Annotated in this window: 16 protein-coding genes and 1 pseudogene; 7 read left to right on the top strand and 10 right to left on the bottom strand. The window is 59.6% G+C overall.

Annotated features, from left to right (window positions below; all coding sequences use genetic code 11):
* The first annotated feature begins 25 nt into the window (after positions 1–25).
* The 4 genes from ACGLHR_RS34360 (at position 26) to ACGLHR_RS34345 (ending at position 3,888) form a co-directional block, all read left to right on the top strand.
* Entirely contained in the window at positions 26–1,429 is a 1,404-nt protein-coding gene (locus ACGLHR_RS34360; RefSeq protein WP_400099437.1) for an MmgE/PrpD family protein, read from the top strand.
* A gap of 59 nt (positions 1,430–1,488) precedes the next feature.
* Complete coding sequence (locus ACGLHR_RS34355; RefSeq protein WP_400099436.1) at positions 1,489–2,454, top strand: Bug family tripartite tricarboxylate transporter substrate binding protein; 966 nt, start codon at positions 1,489–1,491, stop codon at positions 2,452–2,454.
* A 102-nt stretch (positions 2,455–2,556) separates the two neighbouring features.
* Positions 2,557–3,048: a MaoC/PaaZ C-terminal domain-containing protein gene (locus ACGLHR_RS34350; protein WP_400099434.1), complete on the top strand. Its 492-nt coding sequence runs from the start codon at positions 2,557–2,559 to the stop codon at positions 3,046–3,048.
* Positions 3,049–3,093: 45 nt separating this feature from the next.
* Positions 3,094–3,888, top strand: coding sequence for an enoyl-CoA hydratase/isomerase family protein (locus tag ACGLHR_RS34345; protein ID WP_400099432.1), 795 nt, complete (start codon positions 3,094–3,096; stop codon positions 3,886–3,888).
* Positions 3,889–4,512: 624 nt separating this feature from the next.
* Here ACGLHR_RS34345 and ACGLHR_RS34340 read toward each other — a convergent pair.
* From ACGLHR_RS34340 to ACGLHR_RS34300, 9 genes are read right to left on the bottom strand one after another with little or no spacing between them, the layout of a single operon-like run.
* A complete protein-coding gene (locus ACGLHR_RS34340; RefSeq protein WP_400099464.1) occupies positions 4,513–5,667 on the bottom strand; it encodes a CaiB/BaiF CoA transferase family protein in 1,155 nt (384 codons plus the stop codon).
* 29 nt (positions 5,668–5,696) lie between these two features.
* Positions 5,697–7,370: an FAD-dependent oxidoreductase gene (locus ACGLHR_RS34335; protein ID WP_400099430.1), complete on the bottom strand. Its 1,674-nt coding sequence runs from the start codon at positions 7,368–7,370 to the stop codon at positions 5,697–5,699.
* An 11-nt stretch (positions 7,371–7,381) separates the two neighbouring features.
* The gene (locus ACGLHR_RS34330) at positions 7,382–7,840 is read right to left on the bottom strand and encodes a Zn-ribbon domain-containing OB-fold protein (protein ID WP_400099428.1); all 459 of its coding nucleotides are present in this window, start codon (positions 7,838–7,840) and stop codon (positions 7,382–7,384) included.
* On the bottom strand, positions 7,837–9,018 hold the full coding sequence (locus ACGLHR_RS34325; protein ID WP_400099426.1) for a thiolase C-terminal domain-containing protein: 1,182 nt from the start codon (positions 9,016–9,018) through the stop codon (positions 7,837–7,839). Before ACGLHR_RS34325 ends, ACGLHR_RS34330 begins: the two co-directional genes overlap by 4 nt.
* Positions 9,015–10,304 (bottom strand): CaiB/BaiF CoA transferase family protein, encoded by a 1,290-nt coding sequence (locus ACGLHR_RS34320; protein ID WP_400099424.1) that lies wholly within the window; start codon positions 10,302–10,304, stop codon positions 9,015–9,017. The genes ACGLHR_RS34325 and ACGLHR_RS34320 overlap by 4 nt, the downstream gene beginning before the upstream one ends.
* 13 nt (positions 10,305–10,317) lie before the next feature.
* Complete coding sequence (locus ACGLHR_RS34315; protein WP_400099422.1) at positions 10,318–11,286, bottom strand: Bug family tripartite tricarboxylate transporter substrate binding protein; 969 nt, start codon at positions 11,284–11,286, stop codon at positions 10,318–10,320.
* Between the two features lie 45 nt (positions 11,287–11,331).
* Positions 11,332–12,054: a FadR/GntR family transcriptional regulator gene (locus ACGLHR_RS34310; RefSeq protein WP_400099420.1), complete on the bottom strand. Its 723-nt coding sequence runs from the start codon at positions 12,052–12,054 to the stop codon at positions 11,332–11,334.
* Positions 12,055–12,096: 42 nt separating this feature from the next.
* The gene (locus ACGLHR_RS34305) at positions 12,097–13,056 is read right to left on the bottom strand and encodes a PDR/VanB family oxidoreductase (RefSeq protein ID WP_400099419.1); all 960 of its coding nucleotides are present in this window, start codon (positions 13,054–13,056) and stop codon (positions 12,097–12,099) included.
* 21 nt (positions 13,057–13,077) lie between these two features.
* A complete protein-coding gene (locus tag ACGLHR_RS34300) occupies positions 13,078–14,397 on the bottom strand; it encodes a Rieske 2Fe-2S domain-containing protein (protein WP_400099417.1) in 1,320 nt (439 codons plus the stop codon).
* 265 nt (positions 14,398–14,662) lie between these two features.
* Between ACGLHR_RS34300 and ACGLHR_RS34295 the strand changes: the two genes are divergently transcribed.
* Positions 14,663–15,997, top strand: coding sequence for an MFS transporter (locus ACGLHR_RS34295; RefSeq protein WP_400099415.1), 1,335 nt, complete (start codon positions 14,663–14,665; stop codon positions 15,995–15,997).
* Positions 15,998–16,257: 260 nt separating this feature from the next.
* Here the strand turns inward: ACGLHR_RS34295 and ACGLHR_RS34290 are convergent.
* Positions 16,258–16,479, bottom strand: a pseudogene (locus tag ACGLHR_RS34290) (ISKra4 family transposase); the annotation flags it as partial.
* A 494-nt stretch (positions 16,480–16,973) separates the two neighbouring features.
* Here ACGLHR_RS34290 and ACGLHR_RS34285 point away from each other — a divergent pair.
* A complete protein-coding gene (locus tag ACGLHR_RS34285; protein ID WP_400099413.1) occupies positions 16,974–18,047 on the top strand; it encodes a porin in 1,074 nt (357 codons plus the stop codon).
* 158 nt (positions 18,048–18,205) lie between these two features.
* Positions 18,206–18,664: a DUF3734 domain-containing protein gene (locus ACGLHR_RS34280; RefSeq protein WP_400099412.1), complete on the top strand. Its 459-nt coding sequence runs from the start codon at positions 18,206–18,208 to the stop codon at positions 18,662–18,664.
* Positions 18,665–18,816: the final 152 nt, after the last annotated feature.

The following is an 18,816-nucleotide window of genomic DNA, read 5'->3' as shown; positions in this document are numbered from 1 at the left end:
CCTTGCGAGCTTATGAGACTCCATCATGACTTCGATCACTACTGATGCCATGTTCCTCGACCAGCTCCATGCGCGCGCCGCACAGTGTCGCTTCGACAACCTGCCCGATGCAGTCGTCACCCAGGCAAAGCTTTGCATTCTTGACACCATCGGCTGCATCGTCGCCGGCATGCAGGCCGACGAATCCAGGCTGGTTGCCAGGTGGTCCGGCGCACTGACCCAGGGCGATGATCATGCTTCCGTACTTGTCCATGGCAGAAAAATGCCGATCGCGGCGGCCGTCATCGCCAACGGCTATGCGGGCGACATCCTCGAGCTGAACGACCTGATCGGCGGCCACGCGAGTATCGGTTGCGTGACTGCGGCTGTCGCTACCGCCGAAACCGTTGGCGCGAGTGGTCGCCAGTTGATTGAAGCCGTGGTACGCGCCATTGAATTGACCAGCGCCGTCTACGCTGCTGTGTATCCATCGCTGAAGCCGTATAGTGAAGTGGGTCTGACGCCCGTCGGGCTGCCATCCTCTGTCGGCGCAGCAGCAGCCGTGGCGCATTTGCGCGGCCTGAATGAGGAGCAGACCCGCCACGCGCTGGTGATTTCCGGGGCACTGGCGGGCTGGTGCCCCGCGGAGGTCATCTTCCGCCAGGGAGGCACCGTGAAGCCGATATTGTTCGGTGCGCAGCCTGCCGCCACCGCCGTCACCGCGGTCCAGTATGCCAGCCATGGCATGACCGGGCCGCTTCGCCTATTTGACGGCGACCTTGGCTACTTCTCGACGGTATCGACAAACGGCCATCAGAATGCGCGCGTGGCATCGGAGACCTGGGCGCTGCTCGCCCCACGTCGCAAACTTCACGCCTGCTGCGGCTATATCCATTCCGCAGTCGATGCACTCGTCGCCTTGCGGCGTGATTCGCAGGGTGGCCTTGCCGGGTGCGACATTGAGGTCCGGCTGCCAGCCTATGTCCATGAAGCGGTGGTCAAGGCCGAACCGCCTCGCACAGCGAACGAGGCTCGCTTCGATATCCGCTATTGCCTGGCGCTCGCGGCTTGTGGATTCGATGTCATCCTGCCCGGACACAGTCTCGACCATCACGAGTATCTCAACCGGCCCGACGTGCGCGCGGTCATGCCGAACATCCGTGTCACAGCCGATTCGTCGCTGCACCATTACGAACGCAGCCACGTCTCGATCCGGCGCCGCCACACGGATCAGTCACAGACTTTGTACCAGGATGCGCCGCGCGGGGCACCGTCGAATCCGCTCAGCCCGAGCGATCTGGTGGAAAAGTTTGTCGCACTGGTCTCCTGGTGCATCTCGCGCGATAGCGCGCTTGCCTATGCAAAGCGCGTGTTGGCCCTCGAAGACGAGCCGGGCATTGACTGGCTTGCCTCCGCACTACAAGAGAACCAAGGCGCACATTGCGCCTGACTTAGGCGCACTGATCCCTGTAATACGCCATCAGGCGAGAACGAGAGAGGTCGCAGGACATGAGAACAGCTTTCTTTGCGGGTGTTGGAATAGCGCTGAGCATGGCATGCGCTGGCGTGTCTGCCGAGCCCGCCTACCCAAGCCGGCCGATCCGGATCATCGTGCCATTCACGGCGGGATCGACGTCCGACATCACTGCGCGCGCCGTGGCGGCGCGGATTGGACCGCCGCTCGGGCAGCCGGTCGTTATCGAGAATCGTCCTGGCGCCAATGGCATGCTTGGCATGCAGGCCGCCGCCCGCAGCATTCCGGATGGATATACCCTGGTGCTATCGAGTGCTTCCTCGACAATGGTGCCGCCCGCCTTGCTCAAGGCGCCCCCCTTCGATCCCCGCAAGCACTTCACGCCCATCTCGCTGGTTGCCGCCACGCCGTTGCTGCTGGTGACTCGCAAGGACTCCTCGATCAACTCCATTTCGGATCTCATCGCCCAAGCGAAACGGGCGCCGGGCACCGTGACCTATGGCAGTTCGGCCGGCCTCTATCAGCTCGCGATGGAATCCCTCAATCAGCAGGCGGGAACGGACATCGCTCCCATCCCGTACAAAGGCCCAGCTGAAGCTGAAACCGATCTGGTTGGCGGCAGGATCGCGGTCGCTCCTGACTCTGTTGGTCCGATATTGCCTCATATCCGCAGTGGCCGTATCAAACCTCTTGCCATGTTGAGCGCAAAGCGATCGGATGCGCTGCCCGATACCCCCACCATGCAGGAGCTCGGCTACAAGGACTTCGATTTCACCGGCTGGCTTGGCCTGCTTGCACCGGCGGGAACGCCGTCAGAGATTGTCCGGCGGCTAAACATGGAGATTGTAAAGGCGGTCGAATCCGGCGAAGTACGGCGCCAGTTCTCCCTGCTCGGGATCGAGGCCAAGTCATCGACACCCGAGGCCTACGCGTCCTTGATCGCTCGTGACACAGCCCGCTATGTACGCATTGCGGAGCTTGCTCGCATTGAAAAGCAGTAGATGCCGCCGGCCCGACCAAACAAAACCCTTCCTCACATGGTCCATGCATCTTCGGTTGCATGGGCCGCTCTTCTTGCCTAACCTCAATTCCTGGATTACGCAATGACTGATAACGTAGCTCAATATCAACCACGTGGCCTCTATTTCGAGGATTTTGGGATCGGCGAGACGATCGTAACTTCCCGCCGCACTGTCACCCTAACCGATATTGTCAACTTCGCTTGCCTGTCAGGCGACCACAACGCCCCGCATATCGATCACGAGTTCTGCAAGACGCAACCCTATGGAGAGCCGATTGCGCACGGTCCCCTTGTGCTGGCCATCGCAGGCGGACTCCAGTGCCTGAGCGGAATCAATGACGGCACGATCGTCGCGATGCTCGGTCTGGACAAGTGGCGCATGCACCTTCCGGTCAAGGCAGGCGACACCCTCCAGGTTTTTATCACGCCAACGGAGAAGAAGCTGACCAGCAGCGGCAAGCAGGGCATCGTGATCTGTGATCGCATCGTCAAGAACCAACGCGGAGAGACAGTGCACTCCATGGTGATTTCGCTCATGTACAAATGTCGGCCGACCGAAGAACAGGCTCGGTAACAACAACGATGTAATGGCCAAAAGGCAATTATTGGAGACAACCCCATGCACCAGGTCTTTGGATGTGTTCTATACGAACAGCGAGACAGTGTAGCGATCATTACGCTCAACCGCACTGAGCGCAGCAATGCGCTCGGCGGCACCATACGCGAAGACATTGTCGCGGCCATGGCAACGGCGAACGACAATGATCAAGTGCGCGTGGTAGTCCTGACAGGTGCCGGCAAGGCCTTTTGCGCCGGCGGTGATCTGCGCGAGATCTATGGTCGCGTAACCGAGGGCCGGCCGCTGGCTGACAAGATCGAACCGCCTCGCGATCGAACGCTGCTGGCAGTCTATGAAGCAAGCAAGCCAGTCATCGCCGCTGTCAATGGCCCCGCCATGGGCGCCGGCATGAATCTCGCTCTGGCGGCGGATATTCGCATTGCGTCGCGCACAGCCATCTTCTCGCAATCCCATGTCAAGCGAGGTCTGATGCCCGACTACGGTGGTACCTACCTCCTGCCAACGATCGTGGGCCAATCAAAGGCTTTCGAACTGATTTACACCGGTGCCGTAATCGATGCGGAAGACGCTCTTCGCTTGCAGATCGTCAGTCAAGTCGTCGAGCCTGGGAGTTTGATGGATGCCGCGATGGACCTGGCGCGGCGCATCGCGCTGAATGCTCCGCTGCCGATCCGGCTAGCCAAGCGCGCAGTTCAGCAGCATCACCAGGGGGGAATGCGGGAGGCACTGTTCCGTGAAACGGCGGCACAAAACATCTGCTACGACACCGACGATGGCCAGGAAGGCTTGCGCGCGTTTCTGGAGAAGCGCGAGCCCGTTTTCGTTGGTCGCTAGCCAGAGAGCCTTTTCAGCTATCCATGCAAAAAGCCGGGGGGCCCATGCGTTCAGATCCAGCAGCTCCTCCAGTTCCTGAGTGGTGACGAGCAGCCACAGACTATCGGCCGGATCGCGCAAACGCGCCGCACCCCTTCCCCGTAGTGTCCCGGGGAGCCGTCGCGAGAGCGTTGCGGCGACCGTGCCAAAGAAGAAGCGCTCGATGAACGGTCGGTCGTCGGGCTGGTACGCCGGACCGATGTCGGCCGCGCAGCCCAACACCTCGCACACGACATCCTGGCTGGTTGCTGCCAAATGGGCGCGCGCGTTGTCCAGCCGGATCTGCCACCAGCAAGCATGGCGGATCTGTTCTACGGCCTGCGAGACGAACCCACTGGTAGGTGGCAGGCGTTGGCCCGGCAGCGTGAATCCGGCACCTTCGCCAGCGTCACGGCGCGCCTGAAAGTCTCGATGGCGTCAAAGCGACTACATTCACGCTGCAACGAGCGCCCCGCTGCGGCAGCCGCCGCAGCGCCGACGCGGGCTTGATCCGTCGACCGCCGGCGCGCGCAGCAAGGTCAGAATCGTCCTGCGGCCACCCCTTGAACGTGCGGGCCAGTGACCGTACGGCCTTGTCAGCCTGGTTTAGCGGATAGTCTCCGACGCCGCTAGGCGCCATTCGCCGACAATGGCTTCACTTTCCTGAATGTCCATAACATTGCATTCGGCGATCGTCGAGCGCGTCCTGGAGAACCTCGGTGCCGGAGCTGGGTACGCCACACCGTCAACCTCAACCATGGCGCCACGTGCTGCCATATGCGGGTGGCCTGAGACCTCACTCAGTGCAAGCACAGGCGCGAAGCACGCATCCGTTCCTTCGAGTTGAGTCACCCATTCTGCCTGTGTCCGCGTCTGAAAGATTCGCGTCAGTTCGGAGCGCAACGCGGGCCAGCGTAGACGGTCATGCTGCGCATCGCGGAGCGCGGGGTCCAAGTTAAGATTCACGCATAGCAACGCAAAGAACTGCGGCTCAATCGCACCGACGCAAACAAACTTGTCGTCTCTTGTCCGATATGAAGCGTAATAGGGAGCGCCGCCATCGAGCATGTTGCTCCCTCGCTGCTCGATGAATGTGCCCCGCAACCGTTGGCCCTGGGCCAGGCTCATTAACGACAGGGCGCCGTCGCAAATTGCAGCATCGACCACCTGGCCGCGGCCGGAGCTGCGAGCCTCCAGCAAACCGGCCAGCATTCCGACAACAAGGTATAGACTGCCACCGCCATAATCTCCTACAAGATTAAGCGGAGGAATGGGAGGCGAGTCGCCTTCACCAATGGCCGCCAATGCCCCGCTTAGGGCGATGTAGTTAATATCGTGACCAGCAGCTTGTGCGAGTGGTCCGTCTTGCCCCCAACCGGTCATCCGACCATAAACCAAGCGTGGATTGATTTGCTCAACTAGTTCCGGTCCGAGCCCCAGCCTCTCCATGACGCCCGGCCGAAACCCTTCCACCAGCGCATCCGCATGTTCAAGCAGTCCGAGGACGCGCTTTCGGTCTTCGCTGTCCTTCAGGTCCAGATGGACTGTGCGTCTACCTCGGCCAATCAGGTCTTTGGGATGCCGTGGCTTGGCACCAGGGCGGTCGATGCGAACAACATCGGCTCCCATGTCGGCCAGTAGCATGCAGGCAAAGGGGCCAGGGCCCAGGCCCGCAAATTCGACAACGCGGACTCCATGAAGCGGCCCGCGATTATGCGCGCCATTAGATGGTTGAGATACTGTAGTTCCGTCCCGATTCATCATGTCTCCGTGTTCCGTCTCAGCCATCATCATTGCTTGGCAGTGCGAAAGGCATGTATTCCAACCCGATACCCGAAGACCATCGCAGGTCCGAGTGTCGCGCCAGGTCCTGGGTAGGAGCCCTTCATGACCGATGCCATGTCATTGCCGCAGGCATAGAGCCCTTCAAGAGGTGCGTCGTTTCCAGTAAGCACCCGACCATCTTGGTCCGTCCTGAGACCCGAACAACTTGCCGCGTCGGCAGGAAAGACCTGTACCGCGCAGAATGGTGGTGCTTGAATCGGCCCCAAGCAAGGATGACGCTCCTTGTCGTCCCCGTTAAACCGACTCACTGCAGTTTCCCCCTTGCAGAACTCGAGGTCGCGACCCTGTTCGGCGCTTTCGTTCTGTCGTATAACGCTGGCCTCCAGTCCCACGGAGTCAACCCCGAGCTTCTCCGCCAACTTTGAGATGGTGGGGGCGGAAACCAGGTATCCCGAGCGCTCAAACGCTCTTAGATTTCGTGTGCCAGGAGGAACGATTCCAATGCCGTACTTCTCCACAAACTTGTGGTCGCACACGAGATACGCCGGTAGGTTGCCGGCCGAGCCCTCCTCATCGCCCAGCATTCCCTCTACAAAGTGGTGATAGGAAGCCCCTTCGTTGACGAAGCGCTTTCCCGCCCTGTTCACTGCGATGAGACCGGGCTTTGCGCGGTCAAGATAGAGATGGGGGAATAGCCGATACCCGCCAGCTCCATCTGGGACGCGGGAGACCGGCTGCCACAAGAAGTCACGCGCTTGGTGCTCGAACTTTGCGCCTACCTCCCGGGCCGCAACCAGGGCGTCCCCGCGCACACTTTGCGGCGTTAGTGAGTCGAATGCGTTCGGGTCTAGTTGCCGGCGAAGGTCGGCGTTGTGTCCTATGCCGCCCGTAGCAAGCACTACGCCGATGCGAGCCCTAATGTGCTCGCATTGTCCGGCCGACTCGACGACAATGGAACTGACGCGATTCCCGGTCTTTTCTAGCTTGAGCAGACGGGTGCCAAAGCGAATCTCAACACCTGCCTTCCGCAAGCTAAGGAGCATCCTGGCTACCAGTGCGTTGCCCATGACAAGCCGGGTGCCCCGCGTGTACGAAAGGCGGTCGCGAACATACCGGCACACAAGCTGAAGTGTTCGGCGAAATGCTGGCCATGTCCGGTAGCGCTGTACCAAAGCCTGGACGTCGGACTTGTTCGCCATCATCCCGCCAAGGATTAGGAAGTCCTTTAGCGGAGGGCGAACTCTGTCGAAATCTGCCCCCAACCGACGGCCGTCGAACTCGACCGGAGACAGCGCCCGGCCGCACCTGGCGGCGCCTGGCAGCTCCAAATAGTCAGGATGTCGGCCAGCGCTCACAAAAGCGAGTTCGCATCGTTCTTCAAGAAATTCGATGGCCGGGCCTGCACTCTCGAGAAATGCCTGTTGACGACCAAGATGGTCGTCTGGGCCAATCAACGCGTCCAGGTATTGCTGGCCAGCTGCGATGCTATCGTCGTAACCGGCTTGCTGACCGTGACGGTTGCCGGGGAGCCAGAGAGTCCCCGCAGACGTCGACGTCGTGCCACCGACTTGGTCTGTCGCCTCGCAAATTAGAACACTAAGTCCATGATGGGCCGCGGTGAGCGCTGCAGACATGCCCCCCGCTCCAGCGCCACACACTACCAAATCGTATTCAGGCATATTCTGCGAACTTACGAGGCGAGACGCCATTGCAGCAACGAGAACGGCGGACTGGCATCGAGGTGATGCTCGAATACGCCTACGACTTCGGAGCCAATCACGACCTCCTGCATTGGGTCTCCGAGAAGGTTACCCACAAGGCGCACATTCCCCGCGTGTGGCAGTTCAACAAGCACCGCGAGGTACGGGCCATGCCCATTCAGTGCGTCGTGCGAGGGGTGCCAGACGCGCTCCCAGCTGTAGATGCGGCCTCGTGGGGCCGCCTCTTGCCAGCCGGGGTCGAATTGGAGGCATTGGTGGCAGAGCCACTCTGGACCGAATTGCCAAGTCTCGCAATGCTGGCAGCGTTGGACTAGCAAACGGCCTTCGCGCAAGCCATTCCAGAATGGGGCAGAAAGCCCCTCCGGCTCGGGGACGGGAATGGGGAGGCCTGAAGGCAGGTATGCGATGTCGTTGGTTTCGTGGGTCATTGCGTTGCCTCCTCCGATGCCAGCAATAGATTGCTAACAGGGGTGACCATGGGGCCGCCAATTACGAGCGCCACGTCATTACGCGACACCTGGTTGCATGAGGTGCCACGAATCTGTCGAACTGCCTCCAGCACCAGTTCGAAGCCGTGCATGTAGCACTCGGCGAGGTTGCCCCCGCTAGTGTTGAGCGGAAGCTTTCCCGATGGAGCAATCAGGTTTTCGAGTGTCAAGAACTCATTGGCTTCCTCAGGTTTGAAGAAGCCGTGTTCGGCCAGTGCCATCACAACGCCGCCCGTGAAGTTCTCATAGCTCTGAACGACTCCGACGTCAGCCGGCCCGATGCCGGCCATTCGGAAGAGGTGCGGCGCAACGGTGTCGAAGCTCGCGCTGCCATACAAGGGTGAGTTATGCGGAATCGCGCCCGTCCGGTAGCCCGACCCGGAGGCTGCGCCCAAGATGTACGCGGCCTTGCCGCGAAAATCCTTCGCACGCTCAGCAGGAACCAGAATCAGTGCAGCTGCGCCGTCGTTCTCCATACAGCAGTCGTACAGGTGAAACGGTTCCGCGATCCATCGAGACTGGTCGTATTTCTCTTCGTCCAGTGGCTTGCCGTACATGACCGCCCGCGGATTCGACTGCGCATGGTGATAGGAGGCCAAGGCGATGGCTCGCAGCGCCTCTTGTCGCACGCCGTGGTCATGCATGAACCGACGCACGCGCATGGCGAAGCGCTGAGGTGGGGTCAGGACCCCATAAGGCATCAGGTACGCCTTTTCGCCTGAAATCGTATCAATGCCTGTGGTTCGCCCGAATCTTCCAAACTGGCCTTGGGCGAGAGAACGAAATACGACGACGCAGTCCGCCAGGCCGGCTTGTATCGAGGCGGCACCATTGGCGACAGCACCGCAACAGCCGCCACCGCCACCTCCCCATTGCATGGTGGTAGCACGCAGTTTGGGAATGCCGAGGGCCGCAGCCAGCCGAGAGGGGTCGCTACGGTCATCGCTAAATGACGAGAATCCGTCAATTTCGCGCGGGCTGATTCCGGCATCCTTGCAAGCAGCGAGAATCGCATGTAGTGCGAGTTTGAACTCGCTGTCGGGTGACTTCCCGTGGCGGTAATACTGGCTTTCGCCGATGCCGATTACCGCAACTTGTCCCTTCAACGTGCGAGTCACGATGCAGATTCCTTCGGCAGTGCGCGATGGTCTTCACCCAACGCGCCGGCGCAGCGAAGCTCTTCGACTTTCCTGTCGTCGTAGCCAAGCACGGCTCGCAGAACTTCAAGTGTGTGTTCCCCAACTGCCGGGGCCGGTGTTGGGTCGACCATGGGCGTATCGCTATAGCGGATGGGCAAGGAGATATTCGGAACCCAGCCGACCTTTGGATGGGGAATTCGGCTCACGATTCGGCTTTCACGCGCCTCTGGTGACCGAATGGCATCCCCCACGCTACGTACTTCACCGCTTGGGACACCTGCGGCGCGCATGAGACCCTGCCAATGGCTCCAGGGATGCTCCGCAAATGCCTGTCCCAGTATCTCGAAGAGCTCTTCTCGCCGTGCTCTGCGCAAATCACCCGTCGCGTAGTTCGGGTCGGCGGCCAAGTCCGGCCGGCCGATGACTTGAGTCATTAGCCGCTGAAAGATTCCGTTGTTACCGGAATTGATGTAGAAAGAGCGGTCCCTGGCTTTAAACACGCCGGAAGGGCACGTGTCAGGGCTGGTATTGCCGTGCCGTTGAGGGTCAGCGCCGCTGAACAGATGTTGCATCGGGGCGTAACCGGTCATCAGCACTGCGTTGTCGAATAGAGCAATCTCGACCGCTTGCCCCTTGCCAGACTTCTCGCGCGACAGCAAGGCTCCAAGGATGGCGTTGCATGCCATCATGGCAGTGCTGATGTCCATCACCGGCGACAATGCTCGAACGCCTTCACGGTCAGCATAGCCGTTCATGGAAACGAAGCCGCTTTCGGCCTGTGCGATTGGGTCGAAGCCAAGCCGGTCGGCATATGCACCGCTTCGGCCATACGCGGAAACAGAACAATAGACGAGGCGCGGGTTGTCGACTTTGCAGCCCGCATAGTCAAGGCCGAATCGCTCCATCACGCCGGTCGAAAAGTTCTCCACGACGACGTCTGCGCTGGCAATCAACTCCCGCGCTACCTTAAGCCCTTCAGGTGTCTTCAGGTCGATGGCGATGCTTCGCTTGTTACGGTTGGACCAGAGAAATGGTGCGCCTTGTCCAAGGTCCGTGTGGACCGGTGGGTACTGGCGGAAGTCATCGCCGCGGCCCGGTGCTTCGATTTTGATGACATCTGCTCCCATGTCCGCCAGCATCATCGTGGCGAAAGGACCTGCAATGAAGTGAGTAAAGTCCACCACGCGGAGGCCCTCCAACGCGGTCGGTGCCCCTGCCGGGCGGGGAACATGGGGAGGAAAGTCGGCTTCGAGGTTGTCTAGCATGGCGTGATTTGGCTCAGAGGTGAATGTCGAACTTCGTAATAACTGGGTGCCATTGACCCACTTCGTCGCGGATAAGCTTCGCTAGGTCTTCCGCGCCGCCGCTGCGCGGCTCGACTTTTCGTTCAATGAAGATCTTGCGCACATCGGGCTGCGCGACGGCCTTTGCGATGGCGTCGCGCAGCTTTTTCTCAACGTCGGGCGGGATTCCTTTGGGGGCGAGCACACCGAACCAAGCCTGGCTCTTAAAGCCTGGTACATCGTCAGCCATTGCGGGAAGGCCAGGGACGACGTCGGTCCGACTGGGTGTGGCCACGGCCAGATAGCGGACTTTGCCCGAGCCCACCATCACAGCTCCGTCCAAGCCAGTCACGAATGCGGCCTGAACCTGTCCACCAACAAATGCAGCCATCAAAGGCGCACCGCCGTTGTACGGGACGTGCTGCATCTTGAGCCCGGCCATCTCGTTGAAGTACTCGCTGGTCAGATGCGAGAGCGAGCCATTGCCTACGGAGCCAATGTTCATTGACGTACCCTGCTTACGCGCATACGCGAGGAACTCTTTCATCGAGCGTGCAGGGCTGTCGGCTGGAACCGCCAGAATCATTGGCGTTATGGCTACGGTGGAAATGGGTCGAAGGTCCCGAAGTGGGTCGTATGGCACCTTGCGCATCAGCTGGATGACGGCATTGGGGCCTGTGTTTCCGAAGACCAGGGTGTAGCCGTCCGGTGCAGCCTTGGCCACCAGGTCCACGCCGATAGCTCCGCCTGCCCCGGGCTTGTTTTCGACCACGACGGGTTGACCGAGGTACTCGCTCATTGGCTTCTGAATGATGCGTGCGAGTTGGTCTGTGCTGCCGCCGGCGGCGTAGGGAACAATTAGCCGGATGGGCTTTTCTGGGAATTCCTTGGCCGAAGCGAGTGGGGCCAGCAGAAAAAGAGCGAACGAGAGCATTGCACGCAGGTGCGAAGGCCGGGTGCGCATGGTAAGTCTCCTAGTTGGGGGCTGCGGCTCAGGTGGCCGCTTGGGTCAGGTTTCCAGGTAGCTGGACCAGTAAGTTGTCGCCCGGTCCATGTGCTGCAGGATTAGGCGTTCTGCCTTCGAGATGTCCCGATTTCGAATGTGCTCGAGCATCTGACGGTGCTCGCGTGCCGACGCCAGTCCTTGCGTCCGGTCCTCGAAAAGAACTGCTCTTCGGCGCGCGGTGAAGCGATAGAAGGCATTAAGGGTGCGAACGAGCACAGAGTTGTGTGCTGCATCGACCACCGCGATATGGAAGTCCGTGTCCATTTCCGCGATGTTTCCGCCTGCTTCGAGAATTGCGTCAGTCTGTGCAAGGATGGCTTCCATGCGGCCCACGTCCTCATCCGTTCGACGCTGGCAAGCCAAGCTAACGGCGAGCAACTCAAGATGTGCCCGCACTTCCATCGTTTCAGTGACTTCCGTGGGGGTGGGCGTTGCGCCGATGTCGGTCAGCAGCACGAGGGCCTCAAAGCTGCTCTCGCGTGACATGTGACGCAGATAGATGCCGGAATTCGGCCGTGACTCAACCACCCGCAGGGTCACGAGAGTCGATAGCGCTTCACGTACAGCATTTCGACCCACGCCAAGACGCTCCGCCAAATCCCGCTCTGAAGGCAAGCGGTCTCCTGGCTGCAGACGCCGGTCCTGTAGATATGCCAGGATGCCGGCGATAACATTCGAGCCGGCGCTAGGGCGGGATTCAGCGGTGGCTTCTTGTACGTTGGTCATGATGTGGTTTCCATTATCCGTTCTGAGCCCTGTAGCCTGCCATCAAAGGTCGAGCACCAGCGTCTTCGAGCGGGCGCCGGAACAGCAAACCATGATGGACTGATTGGCTTGCTTCTCCTCGTCACTGAGGAAGTCGTCTCGGTGGTCTGCCTGGCCGTCGACAATTCCAGTTCGGCAGCTCCCGCATACGCCGTTGCAGCAGGAATAGGGCACTGTCACGTCATTATCCAACAGCACGTCGAGGATGGTCTTCCCGGGTTCGACGCGTAACCTCGAGCCACTCTTGTGTAGAACCACGTCGAAACCGCCTTCCATGGCCGCCTGTTGCGTGGCAGAGAAGCGTTCATAGTGAACTGTGGCGGGGTTCCTTGCTTGGGTAGCTGCCAGGAAGTCGTCAATCATGCGCGTGGGGCCGCAGCAATACACGTGCGTGGTTTGAGCAAGAGTGGCCACAGTGGCGCTAATATCTAGCCGCTGAGCCGGTTCGGAGTCATGGAAGTGGCAGACGCGCCCACGTCCTGCGTCGATTCGCTGAAGCTCCTCGGTGAATGCGGTCTCCTTATGAGAGCGACTGGCGTACATCAGTCTCCACTCGCGCCCAATCGCGTCGAGCCTGCGAATCATTGGCAGCACGGGCGTGATGCCAATTCCGCCGACGAAAAATATGGCGCTTGAAGCACATTCGTCGAGAGGGAAATCGTTTTGGGGTGCCGTGGCCCACAACGTGTCGCCGACGCGAAGCTTGTCATGGGCCCAACGTGAGCCACCTCGGCCGTCGGGTTCGCGCTGAACTGCAACGCGGTAATACGCAGGGTCCGCCGCTGCTGCATTTGCGAGGGAATAGCTGCGGACCATACCCGGCTGGAGATGCAGGTCGATGTGCGCACCAGGGTGGAAGCCTGGCAGGGACTTATCGTCAGCGGAAACAAAGTCAAACGAAGAGATTCTCTCTGCTTCGAAGGTGATTCGCTTCAAGCGAATTTCAATCAGCGAGGTGTTCATGCTCATATCCAGTACTACGCGTCAGGGTGTGTAGCCAAAGTCCTTGCCCGGCTCTGCGCGCATGACGTCTTCGCCCAGCTTCATCCAGTCTCCGCCAAGGGGAATCGTCAGCGATACTGCCCGCCAACGGAAAGCGCCCGGCGCGTTGCTCGAGGGGGGGCGTTCGCCAGAAGCGGCCAGTTTCTTTACTGCCTCAAGCAGCACACGTCGAGTCCGGGCTACTCCGGTGTCGCTAGTGCCGAGGTGTTCTTTGCTACGGTCGAAAATCGGAGTCACGCCCGACTGGCAAGCTGCATCCTGAATCCACAGGCCCGGCATGCCGGAGTTGTACTTGTCCATCTGGAGCTGATAGTCGAATTGGTAAGCGTTGCTGCGGTTGTAGCGGCTCCAGTACGTGTGATACGGCTCAGTGACCGGACGCTTCTCAAATGCGACTTCTGAATGATGTCCGGTCTCGCGCCCGTTGTGCCCTTCCTTGAAAAGCTTGCGCGTCTTCTCATAGAACGGCTTGGCTGGGTGGTACGAGAACATCAGGCATAACGTGTGCTCGTCATCAATAGGAACCCACGCATGGCCGCTCAGTTCGGGAAACTGAGATTGCGGTGGTACCAGCGTCCAGAAGGGCATGAGGAACTGATTGACGCGCACATAGTTGGCACCATCCGGGGTCTTACGTCGGGCTCCGATGCTGACGCCGGCGTCGTGCTGCACGCACTCAAAAGTTGGGCTCAAATCCTGCGCCTGGCGCCATTGATTAATCACGCCACCCTCTCCGACACGGCCGTGGAGGATGGCGGCATGCGCGGAATCAATCTCGCCTTCGAGCGCCTGCAGCCAGTTGCACTCCTGTACGCGCATGGAGATGGCGACTTGCTCCTCAGGCACCATGTTCCATTCCACTTCTGGAAGCTCCGGGGCATTCTCGGCGTCGGCGCCCATGTAAGCCCACAGGACGCCATTGCGCTCCTTGACAGGATAAGCCTTGATTTTCATGCGCTTGCACATCGGGCTGTCTGCCGGCTCGCAAGGCATCTCTTTGCACTGTCCGCTCACTTCGAACTTCCAGCCGTGATAGACGCAACGCAAGCCTTCGTCCTCGTTACGAGCGAACACCATCGGTGCTCCGCGGTGAGGGCATGCGTGGTCCACCAAACCTACTTTCCCGCTGCTGTCCCGGAATGCGACCAGGTCCTCACCGAGCAGCCGCACGCGGTAAGGTTGGCCACCAGGCGTTACCTCAGAAGACTTGAGAAAGGGAATCCAGTACAGCCGCATCAGTGTGCCCATGGCCGTCCCCTGGCCGACGCGCACCAGCAGTTCGTTGTCTTCGCGAGAAAGCATGTGAGGTCCTTTTTTGGCAGTCCAATCTGGTAGGACCAATTGTAGAGCCGTAAAGACATCAATAAATCAGTACTAACCCTGATTTCTCAGCCAACTGTGCGGTGACAGGGATTCATGTGGCAGAGTAATCGTCACATTGTGAAGCTGTCGGCCATAAAACACACGCCCAACGGGTCTCTAGGGATTACCCGAATATCGCTTGTTATGCCAACTTTTCTATAGTGCACCTACCAAAGTGGTCCCACCACAAAGATTCGGAGACAAAATGGAAGCGTCCTCAGCCCCCATGCGCCCCTCACTCGAGGCCATAAGCAGTGAAAGTGCCGATAAAGCCTCAGGCGACGCCATTGTGAGGAAGGTCGGCCGGCGTCTGATGTGGTACGTAATTGCGCTGTACATCATTTCGGTGCTAGACCGCGGCAATTTGGGATTTGCATCGTTCTCGATGAACAAGGACCTTGGCCTTACTCCGCAGATGTACGGAATCGGCGTGGGCATCCTGTTCCTCGGATATTCCCTGTTTGAAGTACCCAGCAATCTGGCTCTCGCCCGATTCGGGGCGCGCATCACTTTGACGCGTATCGCGATGCTGTTTGGCGTGGTCACCATGTCGATGGCATTCGTGACAGGCCCACATAGCTTCTACCTCGTCCGCGGCCTGCTCGGCATGGCAGAAGCGGGACTCACTCCCGGCGTCTTTCTGTTTCTTAGCTACTGGATTCCGCAGAGTTACCGCGCCCGTTACAACGCCGCTTTCACATACGCGGTTCCGTCGGCATACATCCTAGCGTCGCTCGTGTCCGGAGCCATTCTGCAGCTCGATGGTACCCTCGGAGTGCCAGGGTGGAAGTGGCTGTTCATACTTGAGGGGCTGCCGGCGGTGCTACTCGGCGTGATTGGTATCTTCTACTTGACCGACAGGCCTCATCAGGCGAAATGGCTGAGCCCATCCGAACGCGAATGGCTGCAGGCCCAAATCGACCGCGAGACAACTGTCCAGCATGAAAAGTCCGCGAAGCTCGGGCAATTACTGCGTCGTCCGGTTCTTTGGATTCTGGCTATCGGTTACATCGGAATCTTTTGCGGCAACGCCACGCTCGGCATATGGCTGCCACAAATCATGCACGGGCACGGCGTCAATCTCTCGGTTATCGGCTTTGTCTCCGCAGTACCACCGCTTGCAGGTGTTGTGGGTATGACGTACTTGTCTCGCCGTTCCGACAAGATGAAAGAGCGTGTGTGGCACGCAGCCGCCTGCATGCTTCTGGCAGCGGCCGGCTTCGGCATGGTGGCAACTTCTCGCGGCGCAGCAACCGCTCTCGTCGGATTTATGCTGGCGAACATCGGCGTTTACTCGTCCCTGGCAATCTTCTGGTCCATCCCTCAGACATACCTGTCCGCAAAGGTCAGGCCCGCTGCCATCGCCTTGATTAGCTCCATTGGGGCCTTGTTCGGCGGTTGGCTTGCGCCAATGTACATCGGTAGGGTACAAGGCCTCTTTCATAGCCTGCCAATGGGCATGGCAATCGTCGCGGTGCTTATGCTCCTTTCGTCGTTGTGCGTTGGCGTTGCGGGCAACCGCCTGGTGAAAGGTGGATAAGGCGCCGGCTTGCCACAACTATTCAAGGTGTTTGAAGAAAGGCCGGCATGATGGTTGGGACCGAACTGCACTTCGGTGCGTCGGCTCATGATTGTGGTGTCAGTGGCCGCTTCGAGCCGAAGGAGCGATAGGCAATGCATTCGTACCTCCGGGTTCGACTGGGTGCATATCGGTCGAATGCTGCGATACATCGGTCAAGCTATTACGCCTTTGGCATATGGGCGCCTTACGGCCCACGGATCAGCTTTCGTTGACCGTAGCGCACAAAGGTAAGCGACCTCGAGAGGTAGCAGCCTTTCAATTGGGCAGAGAGTCTCTCGAAACTCATCGATCTCGCCTTGCTCATCGAGTGGCTCGGGCAGACACATACAAGCCTTCACACGCGGCACGCGCACACGGATCGTACCCAGCCCAGTGTCAAAGGTCCGACGTCGCCAATCCTTGATGTTGCGGTATCGACCGCAATGTGGGCAGTTTCGCTTGCACCATGCACATGCTGGCCAAGGGCCAGAAGCGGCGCGCCGATGGGAGCGCTGCGTCCGCGGCGCAGCAGTTTTACTCGCCGGCCGCTTAACCAATACGGCCGTTGCCAACTTCCGCCGCTTACTCTCCCCTCCCTTACTGCGACACAACCAGGGCGTGCGCACGCCATCTTCTGGTGGCGAAGCGGAGGTGTTCGCGTTCATCCAGAACGCCGTAGCAGCTTCATTGCGTTCACGCGCACGGCGAAGTGCACCCGATATCACCGGCCCCACGGCATCAGAGTAGTAATGCCTCTATTTGCTACGTGCACGAACAGTTATTCCTGTTTGCGGAACAATAACTGCCATCACGCCGCGACTGTTTACTTATTCCTGTCACATAACTGCCTCAGAATGCAGCGGTCGCATCGAGGGATGGCATTCCTTTGCTTCTCCGCTATGCCTCTCCGACGGCAGCAGGAAACTACTCGCTCAAACAGAAAACCGAGATGACCGTGAACAAAACTCTCCTCACATTGGCCGCCGCCACAGCTTGCTCCATGTCCGGTGCCGCTTTCGCCCAGACTTCTTCCAGCGTAACGCTCTACGGCATCGCCGATGCGGGCGTTAGCTTTCAGAGCCACGTGCAAGGTCCCAACGGGGGTGGCTCGCTGACTGGCGTGACTTCCGGCGGCCTTTCCGGTTCGCGCTGGGGCATTCGCGGCGTGGAAGACCTCGGCAACAACCTGAAGGGCATCTTCGTGCTGGAAAGCGGCTTTGACATCGACACTGGCAAGTCCGGCCAAGGCAACCGCCTGTTTGGCCGCCAGGCTTATGTCGGCCTCCAGAGCGACCTTGGCGCCGTTACGCTGGGCCGCCAGCAAAACTCACTGTATGACCTGTTCACCGCCTACGACCCGATGGCAGCCGGCAGCAGCTACTCGCTCAATTCGGTCGATACCCAGGGCTTCAACGGCCGCGCCGACAACGCCGTCAAGTACACCGGCAAGTTCGGCGGCCTGACCGCAACCGGCTTCTACAGCTTCGGCCGCGATAGCAATATCACGAACGGCGGTGAAGTGCCGGGCAGCTTCCGGGTTGGCAAGAACTTTGGCGGTGGCTTGGCGTACGCCAACGGCCCGGTCTCGGTGGGTGTCGCCTATGACCAATACCAGGGCAGCACAGTCGCCACATCGGGCGCAGCCGCCAAGCGCGCCGCGATTGGCGGTGCATATGCTTTCGGTGATGCCAAGGTGTTCGCCGGCTACCGCTGGATGCGTGACGAACTCACCAGTGCGACCGCAGTCCGCCAGGACAACCTGTACTGGCTTGGCGCGCTGTACAAGTTCACTCCCGCCTTCAGCCTGACTGGCGCGGCTTACTACACCGACGCCCGCAAGGACAGCAACAGTTCGTGGATGTACGTCTTGAATGCCGACTATGCCCTGTCCAAGCGCACTGACGCCTACGTGCTTCTCGGCTACGTGAAAAACAAAGGGCAGGCAACCTACGGCGTGACCAACGCAATGAACACTCTCCCTGGCCAGAACCAGACCGGCGCCATGGTTGGCGTGCGTCACCGCTTCTAATACCGCTCGCGATATTAGCCAGCGCGCTGTCGGGGTCCGCTGGAGACAAGTCATATCGACCTTGCCTTTGTTCACTGGGCGCAAGGACGCTTGGCCGGCAGATATGCCGGCCTTTTTTCGCGTAGTCACATTGCCCACGGATGACGATATTATCAACATTGCTTGACGTATCGGAGCGTGCCAAGGACGTTCAGTACTCAAGTCGTACACGCGCGATCATCAATCTGCTTGCGAATCGTCAGAAGCACGCCTTCTTCATCAAAACGCTACTTGCGCAGGTTCCCGCAGATCACCGCAAGACAGATCCCTTGTTCCGTCCTGCTGAAGAGGCGGCCAGTGGTAGTTCGATCAACGTGGCGCACCTGATCTACAAGAACAAGCATTACGGGGGACACCACAAGGACTACAAATTCAGCATTAACACGATGGAGGATCACTGGAAGAGCGGCCTGGAAGACATTGGGGCTTCGTTCGCACATCCGGACTGGTTCGAAGTGCCAAGCCGCGAACGGGGGTTCGTGACCCACAACGTTCACCGTCAGGCCAGCTCGGTACCCCAGTCCGACCGAAGCACCCTGGAGCTCCCCGCGGAACTGGAAAGAAGAGCAGCAGCTTAATTCGCGACCAGGGCGTGCAGTCGATGGCCGCAGTGGGTTTGGAGCGTGGTTCGAATTGAAATCAAGCCGACTACGCGGCGGAACGTGTCAATGACTTTGCGTCACCTGGCTTCATGAATTTACTGTGCCGGGCTGTGGTGTGTTTGGGGTAA

Origin of the sequence: Cupriavidus sp. CuC1 (genome assembly GCF_044627735.1) — a bacterium.
Taxonomy (GTDB): Bacteria; Pseudomonadota; Gammaproteobacteria; order Burkholderiales; family Burkholderiaceae; genus Cupriavidus; species Cupriavidus ulmosensis.
The sequence above is the reverse complement of the archived record's forward strand: the minus strand, read 5'-3'. Positions and strand labels throughout refer to the sequence as shown.

Bases quoted from the DNA above. Each gene is read 5' to 3' on its own strand.
- ACGLHR_RS34360 (WP_400099437.1), top strand. From the start codon at position 26: ATGACTTCGATCACTACTGATGCCATGTTCCTCGACCAGCTCCATGCG.
- ACGLHR_RS34355 (WP_400099436.1), top strand. From the start codon at position 1,489: ATGAGAACAGCTTTCTTTGCGGGTGTTGGAATAGCGCTGAGCATGGCA.
- ACGLHR_RS34350 (WP_400099434.1), top strand. From the start codon at position 2,557: ATGACTGATAACGTAGCTCAATATCAACCACGTGGCCTCTATTTCGAG.
- ACGLHR_RS34345 (WP_400099432.1), top strand. From the start codon at position 3,094: ATGCACCAGGTCTTTGGATGTGTTCTATACGAACAGCGAGACAGTGTA.
- ACGLHR_RS34340 (WP_400099464.1), bottom strand. From the start codon at position 5,667: ATGAATCGGGACGGAACTACAGTATCTCAACCATCTAATGGCGCGCAT.
- ACGLHR_RS34335 (WP_400099430.1), bottom strand. From the start codon at position 7,370: ATGCCTGAATACGATTTGGTAGTGTGTGGCGCTGGAGCGGGGGGCATG.
- ACGLHR_RS34330 (WP_400099428.1), bottom strand. From the start codon at position 7,840: ATGACCCACGAAACCAACGACATCGCATACCTGCCTTCAGGCCTCCCC.
- ACGLHR_RS34320 (WP_400099424.1), bottom strand. From the start codon at position 10,304: ATGCTAGACAACCTCGAAGCCGACTTTCCTCCCCATGTTCCCCGCCCG.
- ACGLHR_RS34315 (WP_400099422.1), bottom strand. From the start codon at position 11,286: ATGCGCACCCGGCCTTCGCACCTGCGTGCAATGCTCTCGTTCGCTCTT.
- ACGLHR_RS34310 (WP_400099420.1), bottom strand. From the start codon at position 12,054: ATGACCAACGTACAAGAAGCCACCGCTGAATCCCGCCCTAGCGCCGGC.
- ACGLHR_RS34305 (WP_400099419.1), bottom strand. From the start codon at position 13,056: ATGAACACCTCGCTGATTGAAATTCGCTTGAAGCGAATCACCTTCGAA.
- ACGLHR_RS34300 (WP_400099417.1), bottom strand. From the start codon at position 14,397: ATGCTTTCTCGCGAAGACAACGAACTGCTGGTGCGCGTCGGCCAGGGG.
- ACGLHR_RS34295 (WP_400099415.1), top strand. From the start codon at position 14,663: ATGGAAGCGTCCTCAGCCCCCATGCGCCCCTCACTCGAGGCCATAAGC.